The organism is Pseudomonas sp. BN414 (genome assembly GCF_029871275.1).
GTDB classification, from domain to species: Bacteria; Pseudomonadota; Gammaproteobacteria; order Pseudomonadales; family Pseudomonadaceae; genus Metapseudomonas; species Metapseudomonas resinovorans_C.
In genome coordinates, this window is sequence record NZ_SSOL01000033.1 from 167,140 (window position 1) to 191,581 (window position 24,442).

Consider the following 24,442-nt stretch of genomic DNA (forward strand, 5'->3'; position numbering starts at 1 on the left):
TTCATTCATACCGACAAGGAGCAGCCGCATGCAGCCGGCCCGCCTAGACCTGTCCGTTATTCAGGGCGCGACCTTCCGCCAGATCCTGCGCGTCATGCAGCCGGAGCTGGCCTACCGGTCGATCACCGCCGTCGCCAGCACTTCGCCCGTGCGTTTGACCGTCGACCATGATCTGCCGACCGACTGGCCGGTGTGGGTGCGGGGCGTCACCGGCTTCCCGGCGCTGAACAAGGAGTTTCCCCGCGCGCTGCCGCACCTGGCCCAGGTGGTGGATGCCGGGCACCTGGACATCAATCCGTTGGCTGCCACCGGCCTGCTGCCCAAGGGCGGTGAGCTGAGCTACTACCTGCCGGTGGACCTGACCGGCGCAGCCGCCACCCTGAAGGTGCTGGATGCTGCCGGAACCGAGCTGCTCAGCCTGGCACCAACCGTCCATGCCGCTGGCTGGGTGGAGCTGCTGCTCTCCGACGAGCAAACCGCCGCGCTGACTTGGAAGGAGGGCGTCTGGTACCTCGATCTGGCATTCCCCAGTGGGGAGAGTTACCGCGCCGCCACCGGCAAGGCCACGGTCTACCCGGCCGGCACGGTCCCGTCTGGCACCTGCGAAAGCGCCTGGGTCCTCACCGCGGGCGGCCAGGGTGTGCCTGGTCCAATGGGCCCGGCCTTCCAGATCGACGCCTTCGGTCTCCTGGCCGCGCGCGATCAGTACGACGACGAGGCTGAGGGCTTCGCCTTCCTGGCCACCGATACCGGCGACCTGTACCTACGCGAGGGCGCTCCGGGCGGCTGGTCCGATGGCGTACCGTTCCAGGGTCCGGCGGGCGAAGAAGGCCGCAGCATCACCAGCGTGACGGTGAACGGCAGCGGTCACCTGATCATCACCTACAGCGACGGCACTACCAGCGATGCCGGCGCCATCCCGGCGGCGCCGACCGTGTGGGGCGCTATCGGTGGGACCCTGCTCGATCAGGTAGACCTTGCCGACGGACTGAATACCAAGGTCGACAAGGTGGCGGGCAAGGGGCTCTCCACTGAGGACTACAGCACCGCCGAAAAGTCAAAGTTGAGCGGAATCGCCAGTGGCGCAACGGCGAACGCCTCCGATGCGCAGCTGCGTGACCGCGCGACTCATACCGGCACCCAGCTGGCGGCCACGATCAGCGACTTTAGCGAGGCGCTGGACGACCGCGTGGCGACGTTCTTGGTGCCGGGGACGAACATCACCCTGGTCTACGACGACGTCGCGGGTACCCTGACCATCTCCAGCAGTGGGGGTGGTGGTGGCGGTGCGGTGGACTCGGTGAACGGTCAGACCGGCGTGGTGGTGCTGGATGCAGCCGACGTCGGCGCGGACCCTGCGGGCGCCGCTAGCACCGCAGTGGGGGACCACATCGGCGCCAGTGATCCGCACCCGCAGTACCTGACCCCGACCGAGGGCAACGCCGCCTACGCGCCGCTGAGCCACGCCGGTGCGGGCGGCAGCGCCCATGCGGTGGTGGTCGCCGACGGGGCGGCCGGGTTCATGAGCGGCGCTGACAAGACCAAATTGGATGGTGTGGCCACGGGCGCTACGGCGAACGACACCGACGGCAACCTGAAGAGTCGGGCCAACCACACCGGTACCCAATCGGCTAGCACCATCAGCGACCTGACCGAGGCGGTCCAGGACATCGTTGGCGGATTCCTGGTCCAGGGTAGCAACATCACCCTGACGTACAACGATGCAGCCAATACGCTGACCATTGCTGCTGCGGGAGGAGGCGGCACGGCAGGAGATCTGTTGGCCAGCCTCGTGAACAGCGAGGTGTCAGTCACGGGTGCGACTACCTTGACCGCTACGGCGTTCGGCAAGATGCATGTGTGCTCCGGGGCAAGCGCGTACACAGTTGGGCTGCCGGCTGTTTCTGGCAACGCGGGCAAGCTGATCGGCCTGCGCGGTGCCACCACGCTGACCGGGCTGATCACCGTCGACCCCAACGCCAGCGAACTGGTGGACGGGGTGGCCACGACCACGCTGATGGCAAGCGAGGTGCTGCTGCTGTTGTGTGACGGCACGGGATGGGTGGCGCTGGTCAACAAGCGGCTGTCGGTGCGCTGCTCGGCGGCGAAGACCGCGACCCAATCGATCGCGGGGGCAGCCTTCACCAAGATCACTTTCGGTTCGGAGGAGTTCGACGAGGGCTCCGGCTTCGACCTGCCGAACAGCCGCTTCATCGCTCCGCGGGCGGGCGACTATCAGCTCAACGCCAACGCAACCTTCCTAACCACGGCGGTAAACGACATTTTCATGCTGCGGTTCTACAAGAACGGCACGGCGGTCCGCCACGCAGGCTACGTCACCACGCCGGTCAGCTCCGCATTTATCACCGCCGTCGGCGCGGCGATGATCCGCCTCGCTGCCGGTGACGTGATCGAACTGTACGCCTACAACGGCCAAGGCACCGCGCGCGATGTCACCGGCACAGCAGCCAGCGGCACCACACTGTTCAGCGCCTTTGAGATACCGCCGCGGTGACGCGGTGTTCTCCATGATCGAGGTATAACCATGATCGATACATCATCGGCCCAGGCCATCCGGCACAAATACCCGCAGTTGGCGGCGGGAAAAGACTGGTACTTCCAAGACGACGGCAATGGCCCGTACCTAGCCATGTGGCCGGAGGACCTGGCGCTACCGACGGCGCCTGAGTTGTTGAGCGCTGCTAAGGACATTCAGCTCGCCACTATCAACCTGGCTTACGAAGCAGAGTTCGTGGCCATCAAGCAGCAATACCCGGATGCCGAACGGGAGTCCTGGCCGATTCAACTCAGCGAGGCGGCCGCCCTGGCGGAGGATGCCCAGGCTCCGGCACCCTTCCTCGATGCCCTGTTGTTGGCTCGAGGCTTCGGCGAAACCCGAGCCGAGCTCGCGGCGAAGGTGCAGGCAAAGAACCAGGCCTACAGCGTCGTCAGCGCCAGCCTGACCGGAAAGCGGCACAACCTGGAGCGGCAGGTGCAGAACGCGGAAACGCTGGAGCAGGTGGCGGGGATTTCCTGGTAAGGCTCTGCTAGGTCTTGATCCTTTCGCGGCGAATGATCTAGATTCGGCTCGAGCGCATCCAATAAAGGGTGCGACTTGTTATTTGGCTTGCAGGAACGCTCCTGCAGGTACCGTGTCATTCCACTTGGTATGAGCGGATTCCCTCTAATCTGAAGGAGTCGGCCATGCCCGCTCGACAATCCCTCATCAAACCCCGCGCCCAGGCTTTCCAAGCTCAGGGTGGTCGCTGCTTTTATTGTCATCTGCCCATGTGGCAGGGCAATCCCGAACAGTTCGCCGCCCGGCATGGGCTGACCATGAATCAGGTCGAGCGCCTGCAGTGCACGGGCGAGCACCTTGTGGCGCACAAGGAAGGCGGAGGGGGAGGGCGCGACAACATCGTGGCCGCCTGCCGGTTCTGCAATCAGGCACGTCATCGGCGCCAATGTGATCTCTCGCCTGACCAATTCAAGACGATGGTGCAGAAGCGTCTCGCCCGGGGTGCTTGGCATCCTCTCGATCTACGACGGCTATTAGCCGCCTGACCAATCCAACCCCGCTCCGGCGGGGTTTTTCATTTCTGGAGAACCCCATGGCTCGACTCACTGCTGCCCAGGCGGGCGGCTCGAACGTGCTCGCCTTCCTGGACATGCTGGCCTGGTCTGAGGGTACCGATCACCCAAATCAGCGGACAAAGGACCATGGCTATGACGTCGTGGTGGGAGGCGGTCTGTTCGAGGGATACGCCGACCACCCCCGCCGGCTGGTTCCCCTACCTCGGCTGGGGATCAAGTCCACGGCTGCCGGCCGATACCAATTGCTTTCCCGGTACTGGGACACCTACCGAATGCTGCTGGACCTGCGGGGCGGATTCACGCCTGAGAACCAGGACCGCGTGGCGCTCCGGCAAATCCGGGAGCGACGGGCCCTGGATGACATACAGGTCGGACGTATCCCGGAAGCAATCGCCAAGTGCCGGAACATCTGGGCCAGCCTCCCGGGCGCGGGCTACGGGCAGAACGAACACAAGCTGGACGACCTACTAGCCCATTACCTGGCTGCTGGCGGGAGGTTGGCGTGACCTGGCTGAAGGTAGTGCCGGCCTGGTGCTGGTGGGCGCTGGTGCTGCTCCTAGTGTCTGGAGGCCAGCAACTACGTGTCAGCAGTGCCCAGGCCGATGCTGCAGGCGCCCGCAGCGAACTGGCTGATTACCGCCTGGAAGTGTCGGAGCGCGATCGGCGTGCTGATGCCCAGGCCCGAACAGAAGAGCAACGCCGCCAGAAGGCGGTGGACGAGGTGGGGAATGAAGCGGATAGGAAACTGGAAGTGGCTCGGACCGATGCTGCTCGGGCTGGCGATGCTCTCGAGCGGTTGCAGCGGCGCTTCGACGAAGCAGAGCGAAGGAGCCGAGCCTGCGGAAATTCCATCACTGCCCAGCTCGGCCAGGCAGCCGAAGACGACGCCCGAATGCGAGCCGACCTGCTCCGCCGGATTGGAGAGGCTGCTCGACTCTATGCTGCTGAGGCCGACCGAAGGGGGGTAGCGGGGCAGGCGTGCGAGATGGCCTATGGCCGCGTGAGGGGTGACCGTCAGAAGTAAAGATAGAGCGCGCCGACGCCTACCGAGAGGAAGACGAACAGCAGGACCGCCAGGAAGAATGGAGGCGCTGACTTATTGTTGCGAGCTTCGAGGATTTCCTGCGCCTGTAGATGAACATAGGACGGGGTAGTGCGCGGTTTGGGTGGTCGCGGATCGCGCTGGACCGGGCCGGTGCTAACGTCGGGCTTGGGAGCGGTGAATCGGCCAGGACGCTTCCACCCCTTGCCATCCCGTTCCGCGCGAGCTTCCTGGAACCAGTCGCGGTCTTCGAGACCCATACGCCCTCCTTAGCCATCCGTGGTTATCAGCCCAGCTGACGATACCTTGGGAAGGTCAGAAATCATAGAACCGCTATCCGGACGCTAGTCCGCCAGCACCACCACGACCGGCTCCAGCAGCTCCGGGGAATCGTTGCGGTTGTTGCCGACGTCCGTGGTGACCGGGTGGGCAGCGAAGTCCTCTCGGCTTATCGCGATGGTACTGTGGACTTGCTCGGCGCTGGTGCTTGGCGACAACCAGATGTCGAACTGCTCCGGCCGCAGGATTACTGGCATCCGGTGGTGGATGTCAGCGGCCGGGCCGGCAGCGTCCTTGGTCAGCAGGGCGCAAGTCACGACCTCCTGACCCTCCGGACCTGTCCAAGTGGCCCAAAGCCCCGCAATGGCCAGTACCTCGTTATTCGCGGCGTGGTGATAGTAGGGTTGATTCACGAGGAGCCCGGCGCGATTCCTGACGCGCTGATGCTCATTCCATTCGTACCAGCCCTGCGCGGGCATGATGCAGCGCTGTCGCTGCAGCGACGAACGCCACATAGGCTTCTTTGCGGCTTCCTCGCTGCGGGCATTGAAGCTCAGACTTGGAGGCTTCGGCTGCTTCCACCAAAAAGGGATCAGGCCCCAGCGAGCAGTGACAAGCTCTGCCTCGCCGCCATGGTCCAGGCGCAATATGGGCACCTGGGTGGTTGGGGCGGCGTTGAAGCTCTGGACCCAGCGTCCAGAATCGCGGGCGCCGATATGCCAGAAGTCCTCAATGGCCCGATCAGATGGGGTGACGTAGCGTCCGCACATGGTCATTCCTTCTTCGTGGCGGCCGTCTGATTCCGCCTCACTGCAGATTACGGGGCGCAGGGACCAGAGCCGACGGTGTCAGTCGTCTGGCCGGAGTTCCTGTAAGACACTAGCTGCTTAGACACATCCAACGTGAATGTGTTTATCCCCCAAACTATTGTGGCAACTTTGCCCGCCACAGAAACGAGTCTCATGCCATCGGGCTGAACCAATTCGCCGAAGCCGATAGGCTCGCCTTTTTCCAAGTTATCGAGGTTCAGACCTGAGGCAACGCAGTCGCCTGTAGCCATGTAGCAGTGGATGGCCCAATAGTATCTGTAAGTATTTGGAGTATTTTGGGCATCTGCTCCCTTAATTGGAGTCTCCACAGACTCGATGATTGTATTGATCCACAGCCCATCGCTGTTGATCACGCACCATGGAACTGCCTCAACCTTCCGGGGCTCTGCAAAGGCGCCCGTAACGGCAAGCAGGCCAAGTGCAGTAGCTGTCAATTTCCTTCTAATTTCATTGACCCTGGCTTTCAACACGAGTCTGACCCTCCGTCATGGGTGGTGTGGATCGTTGCTGATTTCGTAGACAGGATTCTAGGCTGGGTGGAGGCCGTTCGAACTGATTCGACGCGGTGGTCTTCGGCCGCTTCGCCTCTGCTACAGGCGTCGGTCGGATGAAAGTTGGGTGTTGCGAAAGGGTAGTCGGAGTGCCCAGAACGGGCGCGAAATGCTGTCTAAAACTAACGCGATTCATCCCGGAATTACTGGCTTTCCAGGGCGCTATCTCGGCATTTCGTTTTAGACAGTTTCGATCTCGAAGCCAGGCATGGCGGGCGATGCAGCGTCCTCGTTACGCTACTGCTGCATTACTGGAAGGCTGGAGTTATCGGCTAAGGTGCGATGCGAATTGGCCATGGTGTTTCTCGGCTGCTTCTTTGTAGGCAGCCTCGGCTTCTTCGATTGAGTTAAAGAGGCCTAGATGCACTCGCCTTCCATCGAAGCGAATTGTCGCGCGAAACTTGCCCGAACACCGGCTGACACCTTTGACGCCAGTCGATGATCTGGCGCTGACTTTGGCGTTCTTGAGATTTTCTGCCCTGGTGGCTTCTCGGAGGTTTGCGATTCTGTTGTCCGACGTAATTCCGTTTACGTGGTCGATGTCGCCATCAGGCCAGCGGCCGTGCACATAGAACCAAGCAAGGCGATGAGCCAGCTGTCGGGTCTGGTCAACGCGAATCAGGATGTAGCCATAAGTGATGATTGAACCGGCTGTGTCGCCAGCCTTCGCCCGTCGCTTGTTAACCAGCCATGTGAAATTCCCGGTCTCCGGGTTGTAGTGCAGGACTTCCTTTAGCCTCGCAATCGTCAGCATGACGCCACTCTCCCTATGAAGTGCGTGACAGCTAAATCAAGACGAACTCAATACCACTTTTCGTACCAATCGATGGGGAAAACAGGGGAAATCAGGGAATGTCGCGGGTGCGAAAGTGCCGGTTTTACTGCCCTGTAGGCCCCTTTGGACCCCTGTCGGCATCATAAGGAAATGTCGCGGTTTTCCAATATGTCCGGAAACCGCGTCGTTCGTGGCTATGCGCCGGGCGTCCGGGAGTTTTCGGCGCAATCGGGTGGGCCGCTCTAGCGTGCCGTTTGCGTGAGGCCGGACGTTGTACAACGGCGTCGGGATCGGCGGCAAATGTCCATCATTCCAGATTGTTTCGGCACAGGCGCTTGTCTAAGGTGAGCGCAGGCACGGGCAGTGAGGAGTATGCGGATGGCTGGAACCGGTCCGGAGCCCGTTCAGGGCACCCAGGGAACGCGGCGTTCCCTGTGGTTGGCGTACGCACTGCTGCTGTTGGCGGGGCTGGGGGCCATCCTGATGAACCTGGCCCAGGTGCTGGATTCGAAACAGGTCTACCTGCGAGAGGCGGACAAGGCCAATGCCAACCTGGCCTATTCCATTGCCCAGCATGGCCAGGAGTCCATCAAGGAAGCCGACATCATCCTTGGCGGCCTGGTGAACCTGCTGGAACGGGGCGAAAACAGTCCCGAAGCCATCAATCAATTGCTGGTGACCTACAAGCAGCGCGCCTCGCAACTGGCCGGGCTGTTCGTCTATGACGCCGAAGGGCGTTGGCTCTACTACACCAATCCGCCGCCGGCGGGCTACGCGAACAACTCGGATCGGGCCTACTTCCAGCATCATCTCCATTCCGTGAGCCGCGATACCGAAGTGAGCAACCCCATTCGCAGCCGCTCTACGGGCGAGTGGATTCTGCCGGTGTCGCGCCGCTTCAATGACAAGGACGGCCGTTTTGCCGGGGTGGTGCTGGCGACCATCCGCATCGAACACTTCCGCGAGTTCTACAAGCACTTCGACATGGGCGTGCAGGGTTCCCTGCTGATCGCCATGAACGACGGCACCATCATCTACCGGCGGCCGGAAATGTCCGGTGCTACCGGGGATAGCATGGCTGGCAGCTACATGTTCCAGTCTGACCTCAAGCGTTCGCCGGTCGGCTTGGGGTCGAGTATTTCCGTGCTCGACAGGGTGGACCGCATCTATGCCTACCGCGCCCTGGACCACTTCCCGCTGGTGGTCGCGGTGTCCATGTCCCGCCAGGAAGTGCTGGCCGAATGGGGACGCAAGACCATGGTGGTCGCTTGCCTGGTGGCGATGCTGGTGCTGGCGCTGATGCTTGTCGGTGGCGGGCTGGCTACGCGGATGCGCAAGCGCATGGCCGCCGCCCAGAACATCGCGCGGGAAAATCGCGAGCTGTTCCGACTCGCCAACCGCGACAGCCTGACCGGCATCTCCAATCGACGGCAGTTCGACCAGGCCTTGCAGGTCGAGTACCACCGCGCCGCCACGGTAGGCTCGCCGCTGGCCCTGGTGATGATCGACGTCGATTTCTTCAAGGCCTACAACGACCACTACGGTCACCAGGCGGGCGATGTCTGCCTCAAGGCAGTGGGCGACGTGCTGCGTCGCTTCAAGGTGCGCGCCGGGGACACCGTGGCCCGTTATGGCGGCGAGGAGTTCGCCGTGCTGCTGCCCCATACCGACGTCGCCGGCGCGCGCCTGGTGGCTGAGCGGATACGGCAAGCCGTCTACGAGCAGGGTCTGGTCCACTCCGGCAATCCCTTTGGCGTGGTGACCGTGAGCGTCGGAGCGCACAGCGCGGTGCCGGGGCAGGGCGACAGTCCAGGGCACCTTCTGGAGCAGGCCGATGCCGCGCTCTATCGGGCCAAGAGCGCCGGTCGCAATCGAGTCTGCCTGGCTGAGCCTACGCCCTGAGGCGCGGGGACTTCCTCATTTGCCACCACTGGACGGGAAACTATCTGAAGGTCGTTTCGGAACGCGTGAACTGATGCCCCGCGAGGCGGATTGATAGGTTTGCGCGTCCCCGGATTCGGGTGATTTCCGGGGACGGTTACCGCGTATGGAAATTCAGCGGAGCTGTTCAGACTTTCCAAGATCCATGGAGATCCCAATGAAGAAGTTTCTTGTCCCCACTTTCATGGCTGCCACATTCGCTGCCCTGACCGGCTGCACCAGCTACAACGTCAGCCAACCGACTTCACCGCTTAACGGCAGTGTGAATACCGACCTCAAGGCCGATATCAAAGTGGGCGAACAAATCACTGGGCAGTCCGAGGTGAACATCCTGTTCAGCTTCCTGCAGTTCGGCGGGGACTCGGAGTTCGCCGATGGTGTGGCGTATGGCGGCGACGGTAGCGGTGGCCTGCCTTTCGGCCCGGACCCCATCTCTTCCGTCAAGTCCGCTGCTGCCTACAAGGCCGTCAAGGAGTCGGGCGCAGACCTGATCGTCGCGCCGCGCTACGAGCTGAGCGTGCAGGATTACTTCGTGTTCAAGAAGGTGACTGCCAAGGTGACAGGCAACAAAGGCACCATCCAGTCCATTCGCTGACGGTACAGGTGAATCGGCAGGCATGATGCCTGCCGATTCATGGCGGTGACGCTGCTGGCCTGGCGGCGGTTCTGGTTCCATAGTCTTGTACTTGCGACCTGACCGGTCGTCTCGAACAAGAATGAGGCCAGGCAATGACCAAGACCCTTCATCACCGTGCATGCCATCTCTGTGAGGCCATTTGCGGCCTGACCATCGAGACCGAGGACCAGGCGGATGGCAGCCGGCGCATTCTCTCCATCAAGGGAGATGCCCAGGACAGTTTCAGCCGTGGCCATATCTGTCCCAAGGCCGTGGCCCTGCAGGACATCCAGAACGATCCGGACCGTATTCGCCAACCCATGCGCCGAGCTGGCAACGAATGGCTGCCCATCGAGTGGGATGATGCCTTCGGGCTGGTGGCCGAGCGTCTGGCGGATATCCAGGCGCGCCATGGCAACAATGCGGTGGCCGTTTATCAGGGCAACCCGAGCGTGCACAACTACGGGCTGATGACCCACAGCAACTACTTCCTCGGCCTGCTGCGCACCCGTGGACGCTTCTCGGCGACCTCGGTGGACCAGTTGCCCCATCACCTGATCAGCCAGCAGATGTACGGCCACGGTTTGCTGATCCCGATTCCGGACATCGATCACACGCAATTCATGCTCATCCTGGGCGGTAATCCACTGGCGTCCAACGGCAGCATCATGACCGTGCCGGACGTGGAGAAGCGCCTTAAAGCGCTGCAGGCGCGGGGAGGCAAGCTGGTGGTGGTGGACCCCCGGCGCAGCGAAACCGCGGCCATGGCCGATGAGCATTTGTTCGTGCGTCCGGGGCAGGATGCGGCGCTGCTGTTCGGCTTGCTCAATACCCTGTTCGAAGAGGGGCTCGGTCGCGCTACGCACCTTGAGACGGAAGGCCTGGAACAGGTGCGCGAAGCCATTGCCCGATTCACGCCCGAAGCCATGAGCCAGCGCTGCGGTGTTCCGGCAGAGCGCATTCGCCAATTGGCCCGGGACTTTGCAGCCGCTGAAAGCGCCGTCTGCTACGGCCGCATGGGTGTCTCGACCCAGGCCTTCGGCAGCCTTTGCCAATGGCTGATCCAGCTCATCAACCTGGTGACCGGCAACCTGGATCGGGTGGGTGGGGTGCTCTGCACTGAGCCGGCGGTGGATCTGGTAGCCGCCACGTCGGGCGGTCATTTCAATCGCTGGCAGAGCCGGGTATCCGGCCTGCCCGAGTATGGCGGCGAGCTACCGGTGGCTGCGCTGGCCGAGGAGATGCTCACGCCTGGGGAAGGGCAAATCCGGGCCCTAGTGACAGTGGCCGGCAATCCGGTGCTGTCCACGCCCAACGGACGCCAGTTGGAACAGGCGCTGGATGGTCTGGAGTTCATGCTCAGCATCGACCTCTATATCAACGAAACCACCCGCTACGCCGATCTGATCCTGCCACCCACCGCGCCCCTCGAGCACGAGCACTACGACACCACCTTCAACGTTTTCGCCGTTCGCAACGTCACTCGCTTCAACGAGCCCGTGCTGAGCAAGCCTGTCGGTGCGCTGGATGACTGGGAAATCTTCGTCGGCCTGGCCAAGGCGTTTGCCGCGCGCACCGGTGTCGAATTGAAGCCCACCATGGCGCCTCAGCAGATGATCGATCTGGGTCTGCGTGCGGGTGCCTACGGTGACCGCTCGGAACACAAGCTTTCTGTTGCGCGCCTTCGCGAGCATCCCCACGGCGTCGACCTCGGCCCGCTCAAACCCAATCTGGCCGGCCGGCTGAAGACAGCCAGCCGCAAGGTCGAGGCTGCGCCGTCGATTCTCCTGGCCGATCTTGATCGCTTTGCGGCACAGCCCGTTCCCCGTGAGGGAGAACTCGTGCTCATCGGTCGTCGCCATGTGCGCAGCAACAACTCCTGGATGCACAACTACCACCGTCTGGTGAAAGGCAAGCCGCGTCACCAGTTGCTGATGCACCCGCATGACCTCGAAGCACGCGGTCTGGTCGACGGGCAGCGGGTGAAGGTGCGCTCGAGGGTCGGGATGATCGAGGTGGAGGTAGGCGCCAGCGAGGACATGATGCCGGGCGTAGTCAGCCTTCCTCACGGTTGGGGCCATGCGCGGCCGGGCGTGCGCCTGGGAATCGCGAGTGAGCAGCCGGGAGCCAGTGCCAACGACCTGACGGATGAGCGCCAGTTGGATGCCGTTTCCGGCAATGCCGCACTCAATGGCGTTCCTGTGGAAGTGGTGGCCGCCTGAAGACAAGGGAAGTCCGAGCGCGCTGCTCGGCTTTCCGTTACAATGCCGCCATCCCGCCGACTCGCCAGTCGGAAAGTTCAGCCGAGGTGCCCAATGGATATCATCGAAACCATCAAAGAGCAGATCGCCAACAACACTGTCCTGCTGTACATGAAAGGCTCGCCGAACGCTCCGCAGTGCGGCTTCTCGGCCCGCGCCGCGCAAGTCCTGATGGGCTGTGGCGAGAAGTTCGCTTACGTCGACATCCTGCAGAACCCGGAAATCCGCGCCAATCTGCCGAAGTACGCGAACTGGCCGACCTTCCCGCAACTGTGGGTAGGCGGTGAACTGGTTGGTGGTAGCGACATCATGACCGAGATGTTCGAAAAGGGTGAGCTGCAGACCCTGGTCAAGGATGCCGTGAGCAAGGCCAGCGCCTGATCCGCTCCGGTTTCGAAAAAAGCCCCGCTAATGCGGGGCTTTTTATTGCTGGAAGTTGTTGGTTTATTTCACCGCGTTATTTGCGGATTGATAGCGTTCTTCTTTATCCAGCTCTGATTGCAGAAATACCAAATAAAAAAAGCCCCGCATTAGCGGGGCTTTTTTTGTGCTGCCGGATTATTCGTCCATCTGCGACTGCAGATAGTTCTCCAGGCCGACTTTGTCGATCAGGCCCAGTTGGGTTTCCAGCCAGTCGATATGTTCTTCCTCGGACTCGAGGATCTCTTCCAGCAGTTCGCGGCTGCCGTAGTCACCCACGCTTTCGCAGTAGGCAATGGCTGTCTTCAGGTCCGGTATCGCTGCCTGCTCCAGCTTGAGGTCGCTGGCCAGCATCTCCTTGGTGTTCTCGCCGATCATCAGCTTGCCAAGGTCTTGCAGGTTGGGAAGGCCTTCGAGGAAGAGGATGCGCTTGATCAGCTTGTCCGCATGCTTCATCTCGTCGATGGACTCGTGGTACTCGTGGTCGCCCAGTTTCTTCAGGCCCCAATCTTCGTACATGCGGGCGTGCAGGAAGTACTGGTTGATCGCAACAAGCTCGTTACCGAGGATCTTGTTGAGATGCTGTATGACTTTCTTGTCGCCTTTCATGTGGAGTCCTGCCGTAGAAGGTGGGTGGTCGATAAATTCTGATCCTCACAACTTAGTGTGTCAAATCTAAGTTGTTGAATTGCAAATAAATTTGAATATTAATAAGAATGTTTTACTTCTACATTTGAACTCTAAATTATTGAAAATCAGGCACAAAAAAACCGGACGCTGAGGTCCGGTTTCCTGTGATTCCGCCGAATGGTCAGGCGATGGCGTATGCCGCAGGGTAGGCGAGGGCCGCCTGGCTGCTCTGCACCTCGGCCAGGGTCTCCTTGACCACCTGTTTGGCGAGGCATGCGCATTTGCCGCATTGGGTACCCACTTCCAGGGTGTTGCGTACTTCGCGATAGCTGCAGCAGCCTTCATAGATGGCTTCGCGAATTTGACCGTCAGTGACACCTAGACAGAGACAGACGTACATAGCACTCAGAACTCGGGGAGTGGTTGGATGGAGGGGATACTAATAGTAATGAGAATGATTGTCAAAGATCGTCTTGAAACGCCCGGACCAGAGGCGTTCCAGAGGGAATCGGTGGGTGCTGGCAGAGGTTGACCCGTCAGTCGAAAGCGGTGGGCGGGTGTGCACTCCAAGTGTATGATTGCCCGTCCTTTTGGAAGCGGGTGTCATGGCGTCGCCACATTGGTCGGCCAGGCTGTGACCCCGACCCTCTGACTACTCATGACAACTCAGGAGACATTGAATGAGCGTTCTCGTAGGCAAGCAAGCTCCGGACTTCACCGTTGCCGCCGTTCTGGGCAATGGCGAAATCGTTGACAGCTTCAACCTGTCCTCGGCCATCAAAGGCAAATACGGTCTGGTGTTCTTCTACCCGCTGGACTTCACCTTCGTCTGCCCGTCCGAGCTGATCGCCCTGGACCACCGCATCCCGGAATTCCAGGCTCGCGGCGTGGAAGTGATCGGCGTATCGATCGACTCCCACTTCACCCACAACGCCTGGCGTAACACCCCGGTGGACAAGGGTGGCATTGGCCCGGTCAAGTACACCCTGGCTGCCGACATGAAGCACGAAATCGCCAAGGCCTACGACGTAGAGTCCGAAGACGGTGTTGCTTACCGTGGCGCTTTCCTGATCGACAAGAACGGCGTTGTGCGTTCCCAGATCGTCAACGACCTGCCGCTGGGTCGTAACATGGACGAGCTGCTGCGTCTGGTCGATGCCCTGCAATTCACCGAAGAGCACGGCGAAGTCTGCCCGGCCAACTGGAAGAAAGGCGACAAGGGCATGACCGCTTCTCCGGAAGGCGTTGCCCAGTACCTGGCTGAAAACGCTTCTTCCCTGTAAGCGTTTCCAGGTCAAGAAAAAGCCCGGCATTTGCCGGGCTTTTTCATGTCTGGGTGTTGGTAGGGGCCAGCTTGCTGGCGAAGCTTCGCGAGCAAGCTTGCTCCTACAACTGGATGCCGAGGTCAGTCCTCGTCGTCGATCCAGCCGCCCATTTCCTTCCAGCGGTTGACGATGCCGCAGAACAGCTCGGCGGTCTTCTCGGTGTCGTAGCGCGCCGAGTGGGCCTCGCGGCCGTCGAACTCGATGCCGGCGGCCTGGCAGGCCTTGGCTAGCACGGTCTGGCCGTAGGCGAGGCCAGCCAGGGTCGCGGTGTCGAAGCTGGAGAAGGGGTGGAACGGATTGCGCTTGAGGGCCGTCCGGTTCACCGCAGCATTGAGGAAGCCGAGGTCGAAGCTGGAGTTGTGGCCGACCAGGATGGCGCGCTTGCAGCCGTTGGCTTTGATCGACTTGCGCAGGCCGCGGAAGATTTCCGTCAGCGCGTGCTCCTCGCTCACCGCCATGCGCAGCGGGTGATCCAGCTTGATCCCGGTGAACTCCAGCGCGGCCTGTTCGATATTGGCGCCTTCGAACGGCTCGATGCGGAAGAAGTGGGTGTGGTCCGGATAGAGGAAACCCTGTTCATCCATCGCGATGGTGGTCGCGGCGATCTCCAGCAGGGCATCGGTCGCGGCGTTGAAACCGCCGGTTTCCACGTCCACCACTACCGGCAGGTAACCACGGAAACGCGCCGCCATGGGGTGGCGCGGGCCGGATGGCAGGCTGCCGTCCAGTTCGTCGTCGTAGAGGTCTTCGCTCACGCTTGTTCCTCCAGCATGCGCCAGCGCAGCTTCTCGCCAGCGCGTAGCGGTACCACTACCTGCTCGCCCAGCGGCAGGGTAGCGGGGGCAGTCCATTCTTCACGCACCAGGGTGATGCGGTCGGTGTTGCGCGGCAGGCCGTAGAAGTCCGGGCCGTGGAAGCTGGCGAAGGACTCCAGCTTGTCCAGGGCATTGCGCTGCTCGAAGGCCTCGGCATACAGCTCGATGGCCGCATAGGCGGTGTAGCAGCCGGCGCAGCCGCAGGCGGCTTCCTTGGCGTGCTTGGCGTGGGGGGCCGAGTCAGTGCCGAGGAAGAACTTGGCATTGCCGCTGGTGGCGGCGTCCAGCAGGGCTTCCTGATGCACGTTGCGCTTGAGGATCGGCAGGCAATAGAAGTGCGGGCGAATGCCGCCAACCAGCATGTGGTTACGGTTGTACAGCAGATGGTGGGCGGTGATGGTGGCGCCCACGTTGGCCGAAGCCGATTGCACGAACTGCACCGCGTCGCCGGTGGTGATGTGTTCGAACACCACCTTCAGGGTCGGGAAGCGCTCGACCACACGGGTCAGGTGCTCGTCGATGAACACCTTCTCGCGGTCGAACACGTCGATCTCGCCACGGGTCACTTCACCATGGACCAGCAACAACATGCCGACTTCGGCCATGGCTTCCAGGGCCGGGAAGATCTTGTCGACGCTGGTGACGCCGGAATCCGAGTTGGTGGTGGCGCCGGCCGGATAGAGCTTGGCCGCATGCACGAAGCCGGAAGCCTTGGCCGCGCGGATGTCCTCCGGGCTGGTGCGGTCGGTGAGGTACAGCACCATCAAGGGCTCGAATCGGCTGCCCGCTGGACGGGCTTCGAGGATGCGTTGGCGATAGGCATCGGCTTCCTCGGCATTGCGAACCGGCGGAACCAGGTTGGGCATGATGATGGCGCGGCCGAAAGTACGGGCAGCATCCGCAACGGTGTGGGCCAGGACGGCACCATCGCGCAGATGGATGTGCCAGTCGTCGGGACGCAGGAGGGTCAAACGGTCGGACATGAGGGGCTTCCAGGCGGGCAGAACTGGGCCGACATGCTACCGGAAAAGCCCTGCAGGGGCACGCGGGGCCTGATCCTCGGGCGGCTGAGCCGGTAAATCCGCGCTCAAGTTTTGCCGCGCGATACCGATATCCAGCAGGAACGCCGTAATTCCCCGTGGAGCCTGCCGTGCGCCAGCGCTATCTCGCCATCCTGAGTCTGTTCGCCAGCCTGCCGGTCATGGCCATCACCTTCCAGACGCGCCTGGAGAAGGTGGAGTGGAAAGTCGAGGGCGACAAGTTCGAGTGCCGCCTGTCGCAGCCCATCACCGATTTCGGCGCCGGCGAGTTCGTGCGACGCGCCGGCGAGCAGGCCACTTTCCGTCTGAAGGCGCACGAGCGCTGGATGGGCGCGGGCTCGGCGACCTTGTTGGCGGCAGCGGCGCCCTGGCAGCCGGGGAGGGGGGACATCAACCTCGGCATCGTCAGCGTCGGTGGGGGCGAGGTGCCTTTCAACAGTTCCCAGCAACAGGCCGGGCGACTGCTTGCCGGCCTGATGGAAGGCCGCAGCCCAGTCATACGTCATCGCACCCTGCAGGGCGGCGATGCCATGGAAGTGCGCCTCCTGCCGGTGAAGTTCAACCAGGCCTACCAGGATTACCTCGCCTGCACCGCCAAGTTGCTGCCGGTGAACTTCGACCAGGTCAAGCACGTGCAGGTCGGCTTTCCGGGGGGCGGCATGGAACTGGACGAGATGGCGCGGGCGAAGCTGGAAATCATGCTCGACTTCATCAAGGCCGATCCCAGCGTCAATCACATCGAAATCGACGGTCACTCCGACAACAGCGGCAACCGCCTGACCAACCGAGACCTGTCCCGTCGCCGCGCCCTGGCGGTGTACGACTACTTCAAGGCCAACGGCTTCCCCGAGGCGCAGATGGTCATGCGTTTCCATGGCGAGCGCTATCCGCTGGCGCCGAACAACAGCTCGGCCAATCGGGCGAAGAACCGCCGGGCCACCGTGCAGTTGTCCCGCGTCGACCTGCCCGAGGAAGCGCCCGCCGCTGCCCCTGCTCCCGCACCTGCACCCGCTGAGTCGCCCGTTCCGGCCAAGCCTGGTGTTCCCGCCGCTGCGCCTGCCGCCCCGGCTAGCGCGCCGGGTGTCCAGGGCGCTGCTCCGGCCCCCGGGGCTCCGACCGGTTCCTGACCCTGCCGCTCGTCGCGCAACTGACAGAATCTGTCGCCTCGTCGTCATAAGCTGTCGCGCCACTGTAATTTGGCCGCCAGGGTCAGTAGAATCACGGGTTTTTCGTACAACCCCCGTGGAGTTGATGGCATGGCGGACGTAAAGAAGGTTGTCCTGGCTTATTCCGGTGGCCTGGACACCTCGGTAATCCTCAAGTGGCTGCAAGATACCTACAACTGCGAAGTGGTGACCTTCACCGCTGACCTCGGCCAGGGCGAGGAGGTCGAACCGGCCCGCGCCAAGGCTCAGGCGATGGGCGTCAAGGAAATCTACATCGATGACCTGCGCGAAGAATTCGTCCGCGACTTCGTGTTCCCGATGTTCCGCGCCAATACCATCTATGAAGGCGAGTACCTGCTGGGTACTTCCATCGCCCGTCCGCTGATCGCCAAGCGCCTGATCGAAATCGCCAACGAGACCGGCGCCGACGCCATCTCCCACGGCGCCACCGGCAAGGGCAACGACCAGGTTCGCTTCGAGCTGGGTGCCTACGCTCTGAAACCGGGCGTGAAAGTGATCGCTCCCTGGCGCGAGTGGGACCTGCTGTCCCGCGAGAAACTGATGGACTACGCCGAGAAGCACGGTATCCCGATCGAGCGTCACGGCAAGAAGAAGTCCCCGTACTCCATGGATGCCAACCTGCTGCACATCTCCTATGAAGGCGGCGTGCTGGAAGACACCTGGACCGAGCACGAAGAAGACATGTGGAAGTGGACCACTTCCCCGGAAAAAGCGCCGGATACCCCGACCTACATCGAGCTGACCTACCGCAATGGTGACATCGTCGCCATCGACGGCAAGGAACTGACTCCGGCCCAGGTGCTCACCGAACTGAACCGCGTTGGCGGCATCAACGGCATCGGCCGTCTCGACATCGTCGAGAACCGCTACGTCGGCATGAAGTCCCGTGGCTGCTACGAGACCCCCGGCGGCACCATCATGCTCCGTGCTCACCGTGCCATCGAGTCCATCACCCTGGACCGCGAAGTCGCGCACCTGAAAGACGAGCTGATGCCGAAATACGCCAGCCTGATCTACACCGGTTACTGGTGGAGTCCGGAGCGTCTGATGCTGCAACAGATGATCGACGCCTCGCAGACCAACGTGAACGGCGTAGTTCGCCTGAAGCTGTACAAGGGCAACGTCATCGTGGTCGGCCGCAAGTCCGACGACTCCCTGTTCGACGCCAACATCGCCACCTTCGAGGACGATGCCGGCGCCTACAACCAGGCCGACGCTGCTGGCTTCATCAAGCTCAACGCGCTGCGCATGCGCATTGCCGCAGGCAAGGGCCGCAAGCTGTTCTGATAAGCTTGTCAGCGTGAGCCTAAGAACCCCGGCCATAAGCCGGGGTTCTTTCATTTTGAAACCAGAAAAACGGGCAACCGATGAGGAAGCAACGATGAGACTGCTGCATACCATGCTGCGCGTCGGCGACCTGGACAAATCCATCGCCTTCTACACCGAAGTGCTGGGCATGACCCTGCTGCGTCGCAAGGACTACCCGGATGGTCAGTTCACCCTCGCGTTCGTCGGCTACGGCGACGAAGCCCACAACAGCGTGATCGAACTCACCTACAACTGGGGTGTGGACAAGTACGAGCTGGGCAACGCCTATGGCCACATCGCGCTGGAAGTCGACGATGTCTACAAGGCCTGCGAGGACATTCGCGCCCGTGGCGGCAAGATCACCCGCGAGCCGGGTCCGATGAAGCACGGCACCAGCATCCTGGCGTTCGTCGAAGATCCGGATGGTTACAAGATCGAATTGCTGTCGCCCTCTCGCAAGGACTGAAGCTCTGTGCTGATATGAATCCGGGGCGTATTTGCCCCGGACTGGAGGCGTGGGTCTATGGATGGTTCCGCTGTCAGCTACGAACGCAATCTCGAATGCCTGGTACGGGCCATCCAGGAGCTGTCCCTGGCCCGCAATCTCGACCGAATCGCCGAAATCGTGCGCAGCGCCGCGCGGGAACTGGTAGGGGCAGATGGCGCCACCTTTGTCCTGCGTGATGGTGATCGCTGCTTCTACAAGGACGAAGACGCCATCTCGCCACTGTGGAAAGGCCTGCGCTTTCCCATGGAAACCTGCATCAGCGGCTGGGCCATGATCAACCGCGAGCCTGCGGTGATCGAAGACATCTACCAGGACCCGCGCATTCCCCACGATGCCTACCGTCCCACCTTCGTCAAAAGCCTGGTGATGGTGCCCATTCGCAGCATGGCCCCGGTGGGGGCGATCGGTACCTACTGGGCCACTTCGCGCCTCGCCAACGTACGGGAGGTCGGCCTGCTGCAGGCCCTGGCGGATTCCACCTCGGTGGCGATGGAGAACGTCCAGCTCTACGACGAGCTGGAGCAGCGTGTCATCGCCCGTACCCAGGACCTGGTGGCCGCCAATCGGCTGCTCTATGACGAAGCCTGTGAACGCGAACGCGTCGAGCAGGACATCCAGCGCTTCTCCATGACCGATGAACTCACCGGCCTGCACAACCGGCTCGGCTTCCTGCACCTCGCCGCCGGTGAACTGGATGCCGCACGCCAGCGCGACATGCCCTGCCTGGTGCTCCACCTGCTGGTGGGCAGTAACGACAGCGCGCCAGCTGAAAGCCTGCCGCTGACGGCCGCGCGCATGCTGCGGGCGCAGTTCCGGCGAGATGATCTGCTGGCGCGCCTCGGCGGCGGGGAGTTCCTCGTGCTGACGTCCGGCTACGGCGATCCGAATGCCGTTCTGCAGCGTCTGCGCGCGGGCCTGGGCGCTTTCAATCGCGCCACGGAACAGAGCCTGACCTTGCGCATCGGCCATGCCGAATCCGCCCGCGGGCAGGACCTTGAACAGCTCTTGTTCGAAGCGGACAACGCCCTGCACCGCAGCGGTCCCGATTGGAGCGGAGTCTGATTCTGGCTGGCCGCGCAGCTTCGCTATATAGTTCGCAACACAGCGAAAACTGATCAATCGGCCAACCCATGAGCTTCCCTCTCGACCGCACCGACCTGGCCGCCATCTGGCTGACCCTCGAACTCGCCACCCTCACCACGTTGCTCCTGCTGGTGGTGGGCACCCCCATCGCCTGGTGGCTGGCGCGCACACGCTCGCGCCTGAAGGGGACCGTGGCGGCGGTGGTCGCCCTGCCACTGGTGCTGCCGCCCACCGTCATCGGTTTCTACCTGCTGGTCAGCATGGGACCCCACGGGTTCATCGGCCAGTTCACCCAGAGCCTTGGCCTCGGCACCTTGCCCTTTACCTTTGCCGGCCTCGTGGTAGGGTCGGTGATCTACTCGATGCCCTTCGTCGTGCAGCCCCTGCAGAACGCCTTCACCGCCATCGGCCAACGTCCGCTGGAAGTCGCTGCCACACTCCGAGCCAGCCCTTGGGATACCTTCTTTTCGGTGGTGCTGCCGCTGGCGAAACCGGGATTCATCACCGCCTCCATCCTCGGCTTCGCGCATACGGTGGGTGAGTTCGGCGTGGTACTGATGATCGGCGGCAACATCCCTGAGAAGACCCGCGTGGTCTCGGTGCAGATCTTCGATCACGTCGAAGCCATGGAGTACGCCCAGGCCCACTGGCTGGCCGGCGGCATGCTGCTGTTCTCCTTCCTCATCCTGCTGGCACTGAACTCCAGCCGGCGCCTGAAACCGGGCTGGACCTGACCCATGCAACAGATTCGCGCGCGATTCCGCCTGTGCCATCCGGGCTTTTCCCTGGAGACCGACCTCGAACTGCCCGGTCGCGGTGTCAGTGCCCTGTTCGGCCATTCCGGGTCGGGCAAGACCAGCCTGCTGCGCTGCATCGCCGGGTTGGAACAGGCCGCCGAGGGTTTCCTCGAAATCAACGGCGAGGTCTGGCAGGACAGCGACCGTGGCCACTTCCTGCCCACTCACAAGCGACCCCTGGGCTACGTGTTCCAGGAGGCCAGCCTGTTCGAGCATCTTTCGGTGCGGCGCAACCTGGAATTCGGACAGCGGCGCATACCGGCGCGGGAGCGTCGTGTCGCGCTGGAGCAGGCGGTGGAACTGCTGGGAATCGCCCATCTTCTGGAACGCATGCCGGACGGTCTGTCCGGTGGCGAGCGGCAACGCGTTGGCATTGCCCGTGCCCTGCTCACCAGCCCGCGCCTGCTGCTGATGGACGAACCCCTCGCCGCGCTGGACCTCAAACGCAAGGGTGAAATCCTGCCCTACCTGGAGCGCCTGCACGACGAGCTGGATATCCCGGTCCTCTACGTCAGCCATTCGCCGGACGAAGTGGCGCGGCTGGCGGATCACCTGGTGCTGTTGGACAACGGCCAGGTACTGGCCAGCGGGCCGCTGGACCAGACCCTCGCGCGCCTCGACCTGCCCACCGCCCAGGAAGATGAGGCCGGTGTCGTGATCGAAGGACGGGTGCAGGGTTTCGATGCCCAGTATCAGTTGCTGACCCTGGCCTTGCCCGGCAGCTCACTCAGCGTGAGGGTGGCTCACTCGCCGGTTGCCGAAAGCCGTTCCCTGCGCTTCCGGGTGCTGGCGCGCGACGTCAGCCTGAGCCTGGAAAAACAGCGCGACAGCAGCATCCTGAACCTGCTGCCGGCGCGGATGGTGGAAGAGTCTCCGGCCGCCAATCCAGCCCACGTGCTGGTGCGCCTCGACGTGGACGGCACGCCCATGCTGGCGCGGATCACCCGCTTCTCCCGCGACCAGTTGGGCCTCTACCCGGGCCAGACCCTCTGGGCGCAGATCAAGTCGGTGGCACTGCTGGCTTGAAGGCGGGGAGGGCGGGGCCTGGCAGCCCCGCCCCGTTTGACTCAACGTGCCAGCTCGCTATCGCTATCCAGCTTTGGCGTCGACAGTTTCCAGGCGTCCCCTGCGGGAGCCTGGCCACGGTCATAAGGCTTGAGCGCGAACATGTAGATCAGGCCGATTGCAATGACGACTGCCGCCGTGACGACGATTCCGTAGTTGACGTACCACGGCGCATCCGGCGTGCGCGGCCAGGACATGTTGACGATGGCCAGCACGCCGTAGATCAAGGCCGCGATGTTGACGATCCAGCCCCAGTTGCCCAGGGTGAATTGCCCGCTCGGCTGCCAGCCGCGGAAGCGGGCGAACAGCGCGCCGCCAACGATCATCTGGAACGACAGGTAGATGCCGATTGCGGCGAAGGCAACCACCGCGGCGATGGCATTCTGCAAGAAGAAGCCTGCACAGACGATGGCGGCCGGCAGCAGGCCGCAGACCACCAGGGCAGCGGCCGGTACATGGGTGTTCGGCGACAGGCGCTTGAGTATCGAACTGCCCATGACCATCTCGTCACGCGCATAGGAATAAAGCAGTCGGCTTGCCGCAGCCTGCAGGCTCAGTACGCAAGAGACGAAGGAAACGATGATCACCGCCATGACCAGTCGCGACCCGAGGGGGCCGAAGGCGTTGTTGAGGATGGTGGACATCGGGTCGCTGTCTTCACCCGAAATCACCTTGGCCATATCCGGCACCGCGAGGATCAGCGCTATCGCCGCGAACATGGCGGCGGCGCCGCCGATGTAGATGGTCATGCGCATGGCTTTGGGGATGCGCTTGCTCGGGTTCGGTGTTTCCTCGGCTACGTCGCCGCAAGCCTCGAAGCCGTAGTAGAGGAACATGCCGGCCAGCGACGCAGTCAGGAACGCGGGCCAGTAGCTGCCGTCGATGCTGATATCGAATGTGTTGAACAGCACGCTGATGGGCTGGTGGCGCTCGAAGATCAGCAGGTAGCCACCGATAACCAGGGCGCCCAGCAGTTCGCAGATAAAGCCGAACATCGCCATGCGCGCCAGCAGCTTCGTGCCGCTCAGATTCAGCAGGGTGGCTAGCAGGGTCAGGCCGAGGGCGATCAGCGTATTGGTGACAGCCGTGGGTTCGAAGCCGAGCAGGCTGGCGATGTAGGGGCCGGCACCCAGGGCGACTGCAGCGATGGTCACGCAGAGCGAGACGGAGTAGATCCAGCCCACCATCCAGGCCCAGCGCTTGCCCACCAGGCGTCGTGCCCAAGGGTAGACGCCACCTGAGATGGGGAACTGCGAAACCACTTCACAAAACACCAGGCACACCAGCAACTGACCGATGCCCACCAGCAGGTAGGACCAGAACATCGGAGGGCCGCCGGCCGCCAGACACAGGCCGAACAGGGTATAGACCCCTACCACTGGCGACAGGTAGGTGAAGCCCAGGGCGAAGTTTTCCCAAAGGCTCATGCTGCGTTCGAAGTTCGAGGTGTAGCCCAGGGCGCGTAATTGCTCGGCGTCCCGGTCAGCCGCTGCAGCCTTGCTGGTTGCGTTGCTCATCGGTCGGTTCCTTTATTGGTTTTGTATCGGTAACGAACAAGAAGCGGTGGTAGGGCGGCACATGCCGCCAGTGGTCTCTTCGTTGAGGGTGGCCACCGGACCTCTCCCCGTCCGGTTGCCACCTGCCATAGGTCAGAGCTTGATCCAGGTGGCTTTCAGCTCGGTGTACTTGTCGAAGGCATGCAGCGACTTGTCGCGGCCGTTGCCGGACTGCTTGAAGCCGCCGAAGGGCGCGGTCATGTCGCCGCCGTCGTACTGGTTGATCCACACGCTGCCGGCGCGCAGGGCCTTGCCGATCAGGTGAGCGCGGGACAGATTGCTGGTCCATACCGCTGCGGCCAGGCCATAGATGGTGTCGTTGGCGATGGCGACGGCTTCTTCTTCGCTGTCGAAGGCGATGACCGAGAGCACCGGGCCGAAGATCTCTTCCTTGGCGATGCGCATGGCGTTGCTCACGCCGTCGAAGATGGTCGGCTCGACGTAGGTGCCGCCGGTCTCTTCCAGCACGCGCTTGCCACCGGCCACCAGCTTGGCGCCGTCGTCATGGCCAGCCTGGATGTAGGACAGAACGTTGTTCATCTGGGTGGTATCCACCAGGGCACCGACGTTGGTCGCCGGGTCCAGCGGGTTGCCCGGTTTCCAGGCCTTGATCGCCTCGACCACCATGGGCACGAACGTGTCCTTGATGGAGCGCTCCACCAGCAGGCGCGAACCTGCGGTGCAGACTTCACCCTGGTTGAAGGCGATGGCGCCAGCAGCGGCTTCGGCCGCGGCCTGCAGGTCAGGGGCGTCGGCGAAGACGATGTTCGGGCTCTTGCCGCCGGCTTCCAGCCAGACGCGCTTCATGTTGGATTCGCC

Annotated in this window: 26 protein-coding genes; 16 read left to right on the forward strand and 10 right to left on the reverse strand. The window is 62.5% G+C overall.

The window, feature by feature from the left end; all coding sequences use genetic code 11:
- Positions 1-28 precede the first annotated feature (28 nt).
- The 5 genes from E8E95_RS05870 (at position 29) to E8E95_RS05890 (ending at position 4,618) form a co-directional block, all read left to right on the forward strand.
- Complete coding sequence (locus E8E95_RS05870; protein ID WP_280348913.1) at positions 29-2,515, forward strand: hypothetical protein; 2,487 nt, start codon at positions 29-31, stop codon at positions 2,513-2,515.
- Between the two features lie 30 nt (positions 2,516-2,545).
- Entirely contained in the window at positions 2,546-3,040 is a 495-nt protein-coding gene (locus E8E95_RS05875; RefSeq protein ID WP_280348915.1) for an XkdW family protein, read from the forward strand.
- A 164-nt stretch (positions 3,041-3,204) separates the two neighbouring features.
- Positions 3,205-3,564 (forward strand): HNH endonuclease, encoded by a 360-nt coding sequence (locus tag E8E95_RS05880; protein WP_280348917.1) that lies wholly within the window; start codon positions 3,205-3,207, stop codon positions 3,562-3,564.
- 47 nt (positions 3,565-3,611) lie between these two features.
- On the forward strand, positions 3,612-4,100 hold the full coding sequence (locus E8E95_RS05885; protein ID WP_280348918.1) for a glycoside hydrolase family 104 protein: 489 nt from the start codon (positions 3,612-3,614) through the stop codon (positions 4,098-4,100).
- The gene (locus tag E8E95_RS05890; RefSeq protein ID WP_280348920.1) at positions 4,097-4,618 is read left to right on the forward strand and encodes a DUF2514 family protein; all 522 of its coding nucleotides are present in this window, start codon (positions 4,097-4,099) and stop codon (positions 4,616-4,618) included. The genes E8E95_RS05885 and E8E95_RS05890 overlap by 4 nt, the downstream gene beginning before the upstream one ends.
- Here E8E95_RS05890 and E8E95_RS05895 read toward each other — a convergent pair.
- The 4 genes from E8E95_RS05895 to E8E95_RS05910 form a co-directional block, all read right to left on the reverse strand.
- On the reverse strand, positions 4,609-4,896 hold the full coding sequence (locus E8E95_RS05895) for a hypothetical protein (protein WP_280348922.1): 288 nt from the start codon (positions 4,894-4,896) through the stop codon (positions 4,609-4,611). The genes E8E95_RS05890 and E8E95_RS05895 overlap by 10 nt on opposite strands.
- Positions 4,897-4,980: 84 nt before the next feature.
- Positions 4,981-5,685, reverse strand: a complete 705-nt coding sequence (locus E8E95_RS05900; protein WP_280348924.1) for an SOS response-associated peptidase — start codon at positions 5,683-5,685, stop codon at positions 4,981-4,983.
- A 47-nt stretch (positions 5,686-5,732) separates the two neighbouring features.
- Positions 5,733-6,215: a hypothetical protein gene (locus E8E95_RS05905; protein ID WP_280348926.1), complete on the reverse strand. Its 483-nt coding sequence runs from the start codon at positions 6,213-6,215 to the stop codon at positions 5,733-5,735.
- 346 nt (positions 6,216-6,561) lie between these two features.
- Positions 6,562-7,050: an HNH endonuclease gene (locus E8E95_RS05910; protein WP_280348928.1), complete on the reverse strand. Its 489-nt coding sequence runs from the start codon at positions 7,048-7,050 to the stop codon at positions 6,562-6,564.
- Between the two features lie 399 nt (positions 7,051-7,449).
- On the opposite strand from E8E95_RS05910, the gene E8E95_RS05915 reads away from it, so the two are divergent.
- From E8E95_RS05915 to grxD, 4 genes are all read left to right on the forward strand, one after another.
- Positions 7,450-8,973 carry a sensor domain-containing diguanylate cyclase gene (locus E8E95_RS05915; RefSeq protein WP_280348930.1) on the forward strand — a complete coding sequence of 508 codons (1,524 nt, stop codon included), beginning with the start codon at positions 7,450-7,452 and terminating at the stop codon, positions 8,971-8,973.
- 196 nt (positions 8,974-9,169) lie between these two features.
- Positions 9,170-9,607, forward strand: a complete 438-nt coding sequence (locus E8E95_RS05920) for a hypothetical protein (protein WP_280348932.1) — start codon at positions 9,170-9,172, stop codon at positions 9,605-9,607.
- A gap of 134 nt (positions 9,608-9,741) precedes the next feature.
- Positions 9,742-11,850, forward strand: a complete 2,109-nt coding sequence (locus tag E8E95_RS05925) for a molybdopterin oxidoreductase family protein (RefSeq protein ID WP_280348934.1) — start codon at positions 9,742-9,744, stop codon at positions 11,848-11,850.
- Between the two features lie 93 nt (positions 11,851-11,943).
- Positions 11,944-12,270, forward strand: coding sequence for a Grx4 family monothiol glutaredoxin (gene grxD / locus E8E95_RS05930; protein ID WP_077523837.1), 327 nt, complete (start codon positions 11,944-11,946; stop codon positions 12,268-12,270).
- A gap of 177 nt (positions 12,271-12,447) precedes the next feature.
- On the opposite strand, the gene bfr is transcribed toward grxD, so the two are convergent.
- Positions 12,448-12,918, reverse strand: a complete 471-nt coding sequence (bfr, locus tag E8E95_RS05935; protein ID WP_280348936.1) for a bacterioferritin — start codon at positions 12,916-12,918, stop codon at positions 12,448-12,450.
- 202 nt (positions 12,919-13,120) lie between these two features.
- Positions 13,121-13,339, reverse strand: coding sequence for a bacterioferritin-associated ferredoxin (locus E8E95_RS05940; protein WP_069085145.1), 219 nt, complete (start codon positions 13,337-13,339; stop codon positions 13,121-13,123).
- Between the two features lie 280 nt (positions 13,340-13,619).
- Here E8E95_RS05940 and E8E95_RS05945 point away from each other — a divergent pair, with 280 nt between their 5' ends.
- A complete protein-coding gene (locus tag E8E95_RS05945) occupies positions 13,620-14,222 on the forward strand; it encodes a peroxiredoxin C (RefSeq protein WP_028626298.1) in 603 nt (200 codons plus the stop codon).
- A 122-nt stretch (positions 14,223-14,344) separates the two neighbouring features.
- On the opposite strand, the gene rnt is transcribed toward E8E95_RS05945, so the two are convergent.
- Positions 14,345-15,019 carry a ribonuclease T gene (gene rnt / locus E8E95_RS05950; RefSeq protein ID WP_280348939.1) on the reverse strand — a complete coding sequence of 225 codons (675 nt, stop codon included), beginning with the start codon at positions 15,017-15,019 and terminating at the stop codon, positions 14,345-14,347.
- A complete protein-coding gene (gene pyrC / locus E8E95_RS05955; RefSeq protein WP_280348941.1) occupies positions 15,016-16,062 on the reverse strand; it encodes a dihydroorotase in 1,047 nt (348 codons plus the stop codon). Before pyrC ends, rnt begins: the two co-directional genes overlap by 4 nt.
- A gap of 167 nt (positions 16,063-16,229) precedes the next feature.
- Here pyrC and E8E95_RS05960 point away from each other — a divergent pair, with 167 nt between their 5' ends.
- From E8E95_RS05960 to modC, 6 genes are all read left to right on the forward strand, one after another.
- A complete protein-coding gene (locus E8E95_RS05960) occupies positions 16,230-17,246 on the forward strand; it encodes an OmpA family protein (RefSeq protein WP_280348943.1) in 1,017 nt (338 codons plus the stop codon).
- A 129-nt stretch (positions 17,247-17,375) separates the two neighbouring features.
- Complete coding sequence (locus E8E95_RS05965; protein ID WP_280348945.1) at positions 17,376-18,593, forward strand: argininosuccinate synthase; 1,218 nt, start codon at positions 17,376-17,378, stop codon at positions 18,591-18,593.
- Positions 18,594-18,687: 94 nt separating this feature from the next.
- Positions 18,688-19,080, forward strand: a complete 393-nt coding sequence (gene gloA / locus E8E95_RS05970; protein WP_077523832.1) for a lactoylglutathione lyase — start codon at positions 18,688-18,690, stop codon at positions 19,078-19,080.
- Positions 19,081-19,137: 57 nt separating this feature from the next.
- Entirely contained in the window at positions 19,138-20,184 is a 1,047-nt protein-coding gene (locus tag E8E95_RS05975; RefSeq protein ID WP_280348947.1) for a GAF domain-containing protein, read from the forward strand.
- Between the two features lie 68 nt (positions 20,185-20,252).
- Positions 20,253-20,939, forward strand: coding sequence for a molybdate ABC transporter permease subunit (gene modB / locus E8E95_RS05980; RefSeq protein WP_179062307.1), 687 nt, complete (start codon positions 20,253-20,255; stop codon positions 20,937-20,939).
- A gap of 3 nt (positions 20,940-20,942) precedes the next feature.
- The gene (gene modC / locus E8E95_RS05985) at positions 20,943-22,028 is read left to right on the forward strand and encodes a molybdenum ABC transporter ATP-binding protein (protein ID WP_280348950.1); all 1,086 of its coding nucleotides are present in this window, start codon (positions 20,943-20,945) and stop codon (positions 22,026-22,028) included.
- Between the two features lie 41 nt (positions 22,029-22,069).
- On the opposite strand, the gene E8E95_RS05990 is transcribed toward modC, so the two are convergent.
- Complete coding sequence (locus tag E8E95_RS05990; protein ID WP_280348952.1) at positions 22,070-23,584, reverse strand: amino acid permease; 1,515 nt, start codon at positions 23,582-23,584, stop codon at positions 22,070-22,072.
- Between the two features lie 132 nt (positions 23,585-23,716).
- On the reverse strand, positions 23,717-24,442 hold a 726-nt coding region (locus E8E95_RS05995), incomplete at its 5' end, for an aldehyde dehydrogenase family protein (protein WP_280348954.1).

Bases quoted from the DNA above. Each gene is read 5' to 3' on its own strand.
- E8E95_RS05880 (WP_280348917.1), top strand. From the start codon at position 3,205: ATGCCCGCTCGACAATCCCTCATCAAACCCCGCGCCCAGGCTTTCCAA.
- E8E95_RS05910 (WP_280348928.1), bottom strand. From the start codon at position 7,050: ATGCTGACGATTGCGAGGCTAAAGGAAGTCCTGCACTACAACCCGGAG.
- E8E95_RS05940 (WP_069085145.1), bottom strand. From the start codon at position 13,339: ATGTACGTCTGTCTCTGTCTAGGTGTCACTGACGGTCAAATTCGCGAA.
- grxD (WP_077523837.1), top strand. From the start codon at position 11,944: ATGGATATCATCGAAACCATCAAAGAGCAGATCGCCAACAACACTGTC.
- E8E95_RS05925 (WP_280348934.1), top strand. From the start codon at position 9,742: ATGACCAAGACCCTTCATCACCGTGCATGCCATCTCTGTGAGGCCATT.
- E8E95_RS05900 (WP_280348924.1), bottom strand. From the start codon at position 5,685: ATGTGCGGACGCTACGTCACCCCATCTGATCGGGCCATTGAGGACTTC.
- E8E95_RS05895 (WP_280348922.1), bottom strand. From the start codon at position 4,896: ATGGGTCTCGAAGACCGCGACTGGTTCCAGGAAGCTCGCGCGGAACGG.
- modB (WP_179062307.1), top strand. From the start codon at position 20,253: ATGAGCTTCCCTCTCGACCGCACCGACCTGGCCGCCATCTGGCTGACC.
- E8E95_RS05875 (WP_280348915.1), top strand. From the start codon at position 2,546: ATGATCGATACATCATCGGCCCAGGCCATCCGGCACAAATACCCGCAG.
- E8E95_RS05965 (WP_280348945.1), top strand. From the start codon at position 17,376: ATGGCGGACGTAAAGAAGGTTGTCCTGGCTTATTCCGGTGGCCTGGAC.
- E8E95_RS05870 (WP_280348913.1), top strand. From the start codon at position 29: ATGCAGCCGGCCCGCCTAGACCTGTCCGTTATTCAGGGCGCGACCTTC.
- E8E95_RS05975 (WP_280348947.1), top strand. From the start codon at position 19,138: ATGGATGGTTCCGCTGTCAGCTACGAACGCAATCTCGAATGCCTGGTA.
- E8E95_RS05945 (WP_028626298.1), top strand. From the start codon at position 13,620: ATGAGCGTTCTCGTAGGCAAGCAAGCTCCGGACTTCACCGTTGCCGCC.
- E8E95_RS05915 (WP_280348930.1), top strand. From the start codon at position 7,450: ATGGCTGGAACCGGTCCGGAGCCCGTTCAGGGCACCCAGGGAACGCGG.
- E8E95_RS05990 (WP_280348952.1), bottom strand. From the start codon at position 23,584: ATGAGCAACGCAACCAGCAAGGCTGCAGCGGCTGACCGGGACGCCGAG.
- modC (WP_280348950.1), top strand. From the start codon at position 20,943: ATGCAACAGATTCGCGCGCGATTCCGCCTGTGCCATCCGGGCTTTTCC.
- pyrC (WP_280348941.1), bottom strand. From the start codon at position 16,062: ATGTCCGACCGTTTGACCCTCCTGCGTCCCGACGACTGGCACATCCAT.
- gloA (WP_077523832.1), top strand. From the start codon at position 18,688: ATGAGACTGCTGCATACCATGCTGCGCGTCGGCGACCTGGACAAATCC.
- E8E95_RS05920 (WP_280348932.1), top strand. From the start codon at position 9,170: ATGAAGAAGTTTCTTGTCCCCACTTTCATGGCTGCCACATTCGCTGCC.
- E8E95_RS05885 (WP_280348918.1), top strand. From the start codon at position 3,612: ATGGCTCGACTCACTGCTGCCCAGGCGGGCGGCTCGAACGTGCTCGCC.
- bfr (WP_280348936.1), bottom strand. From the start codon at position 12,918: ATGAAAGGCGACAAGAAAGTCATACAGCATCTCAACAAGATCCTCGGT.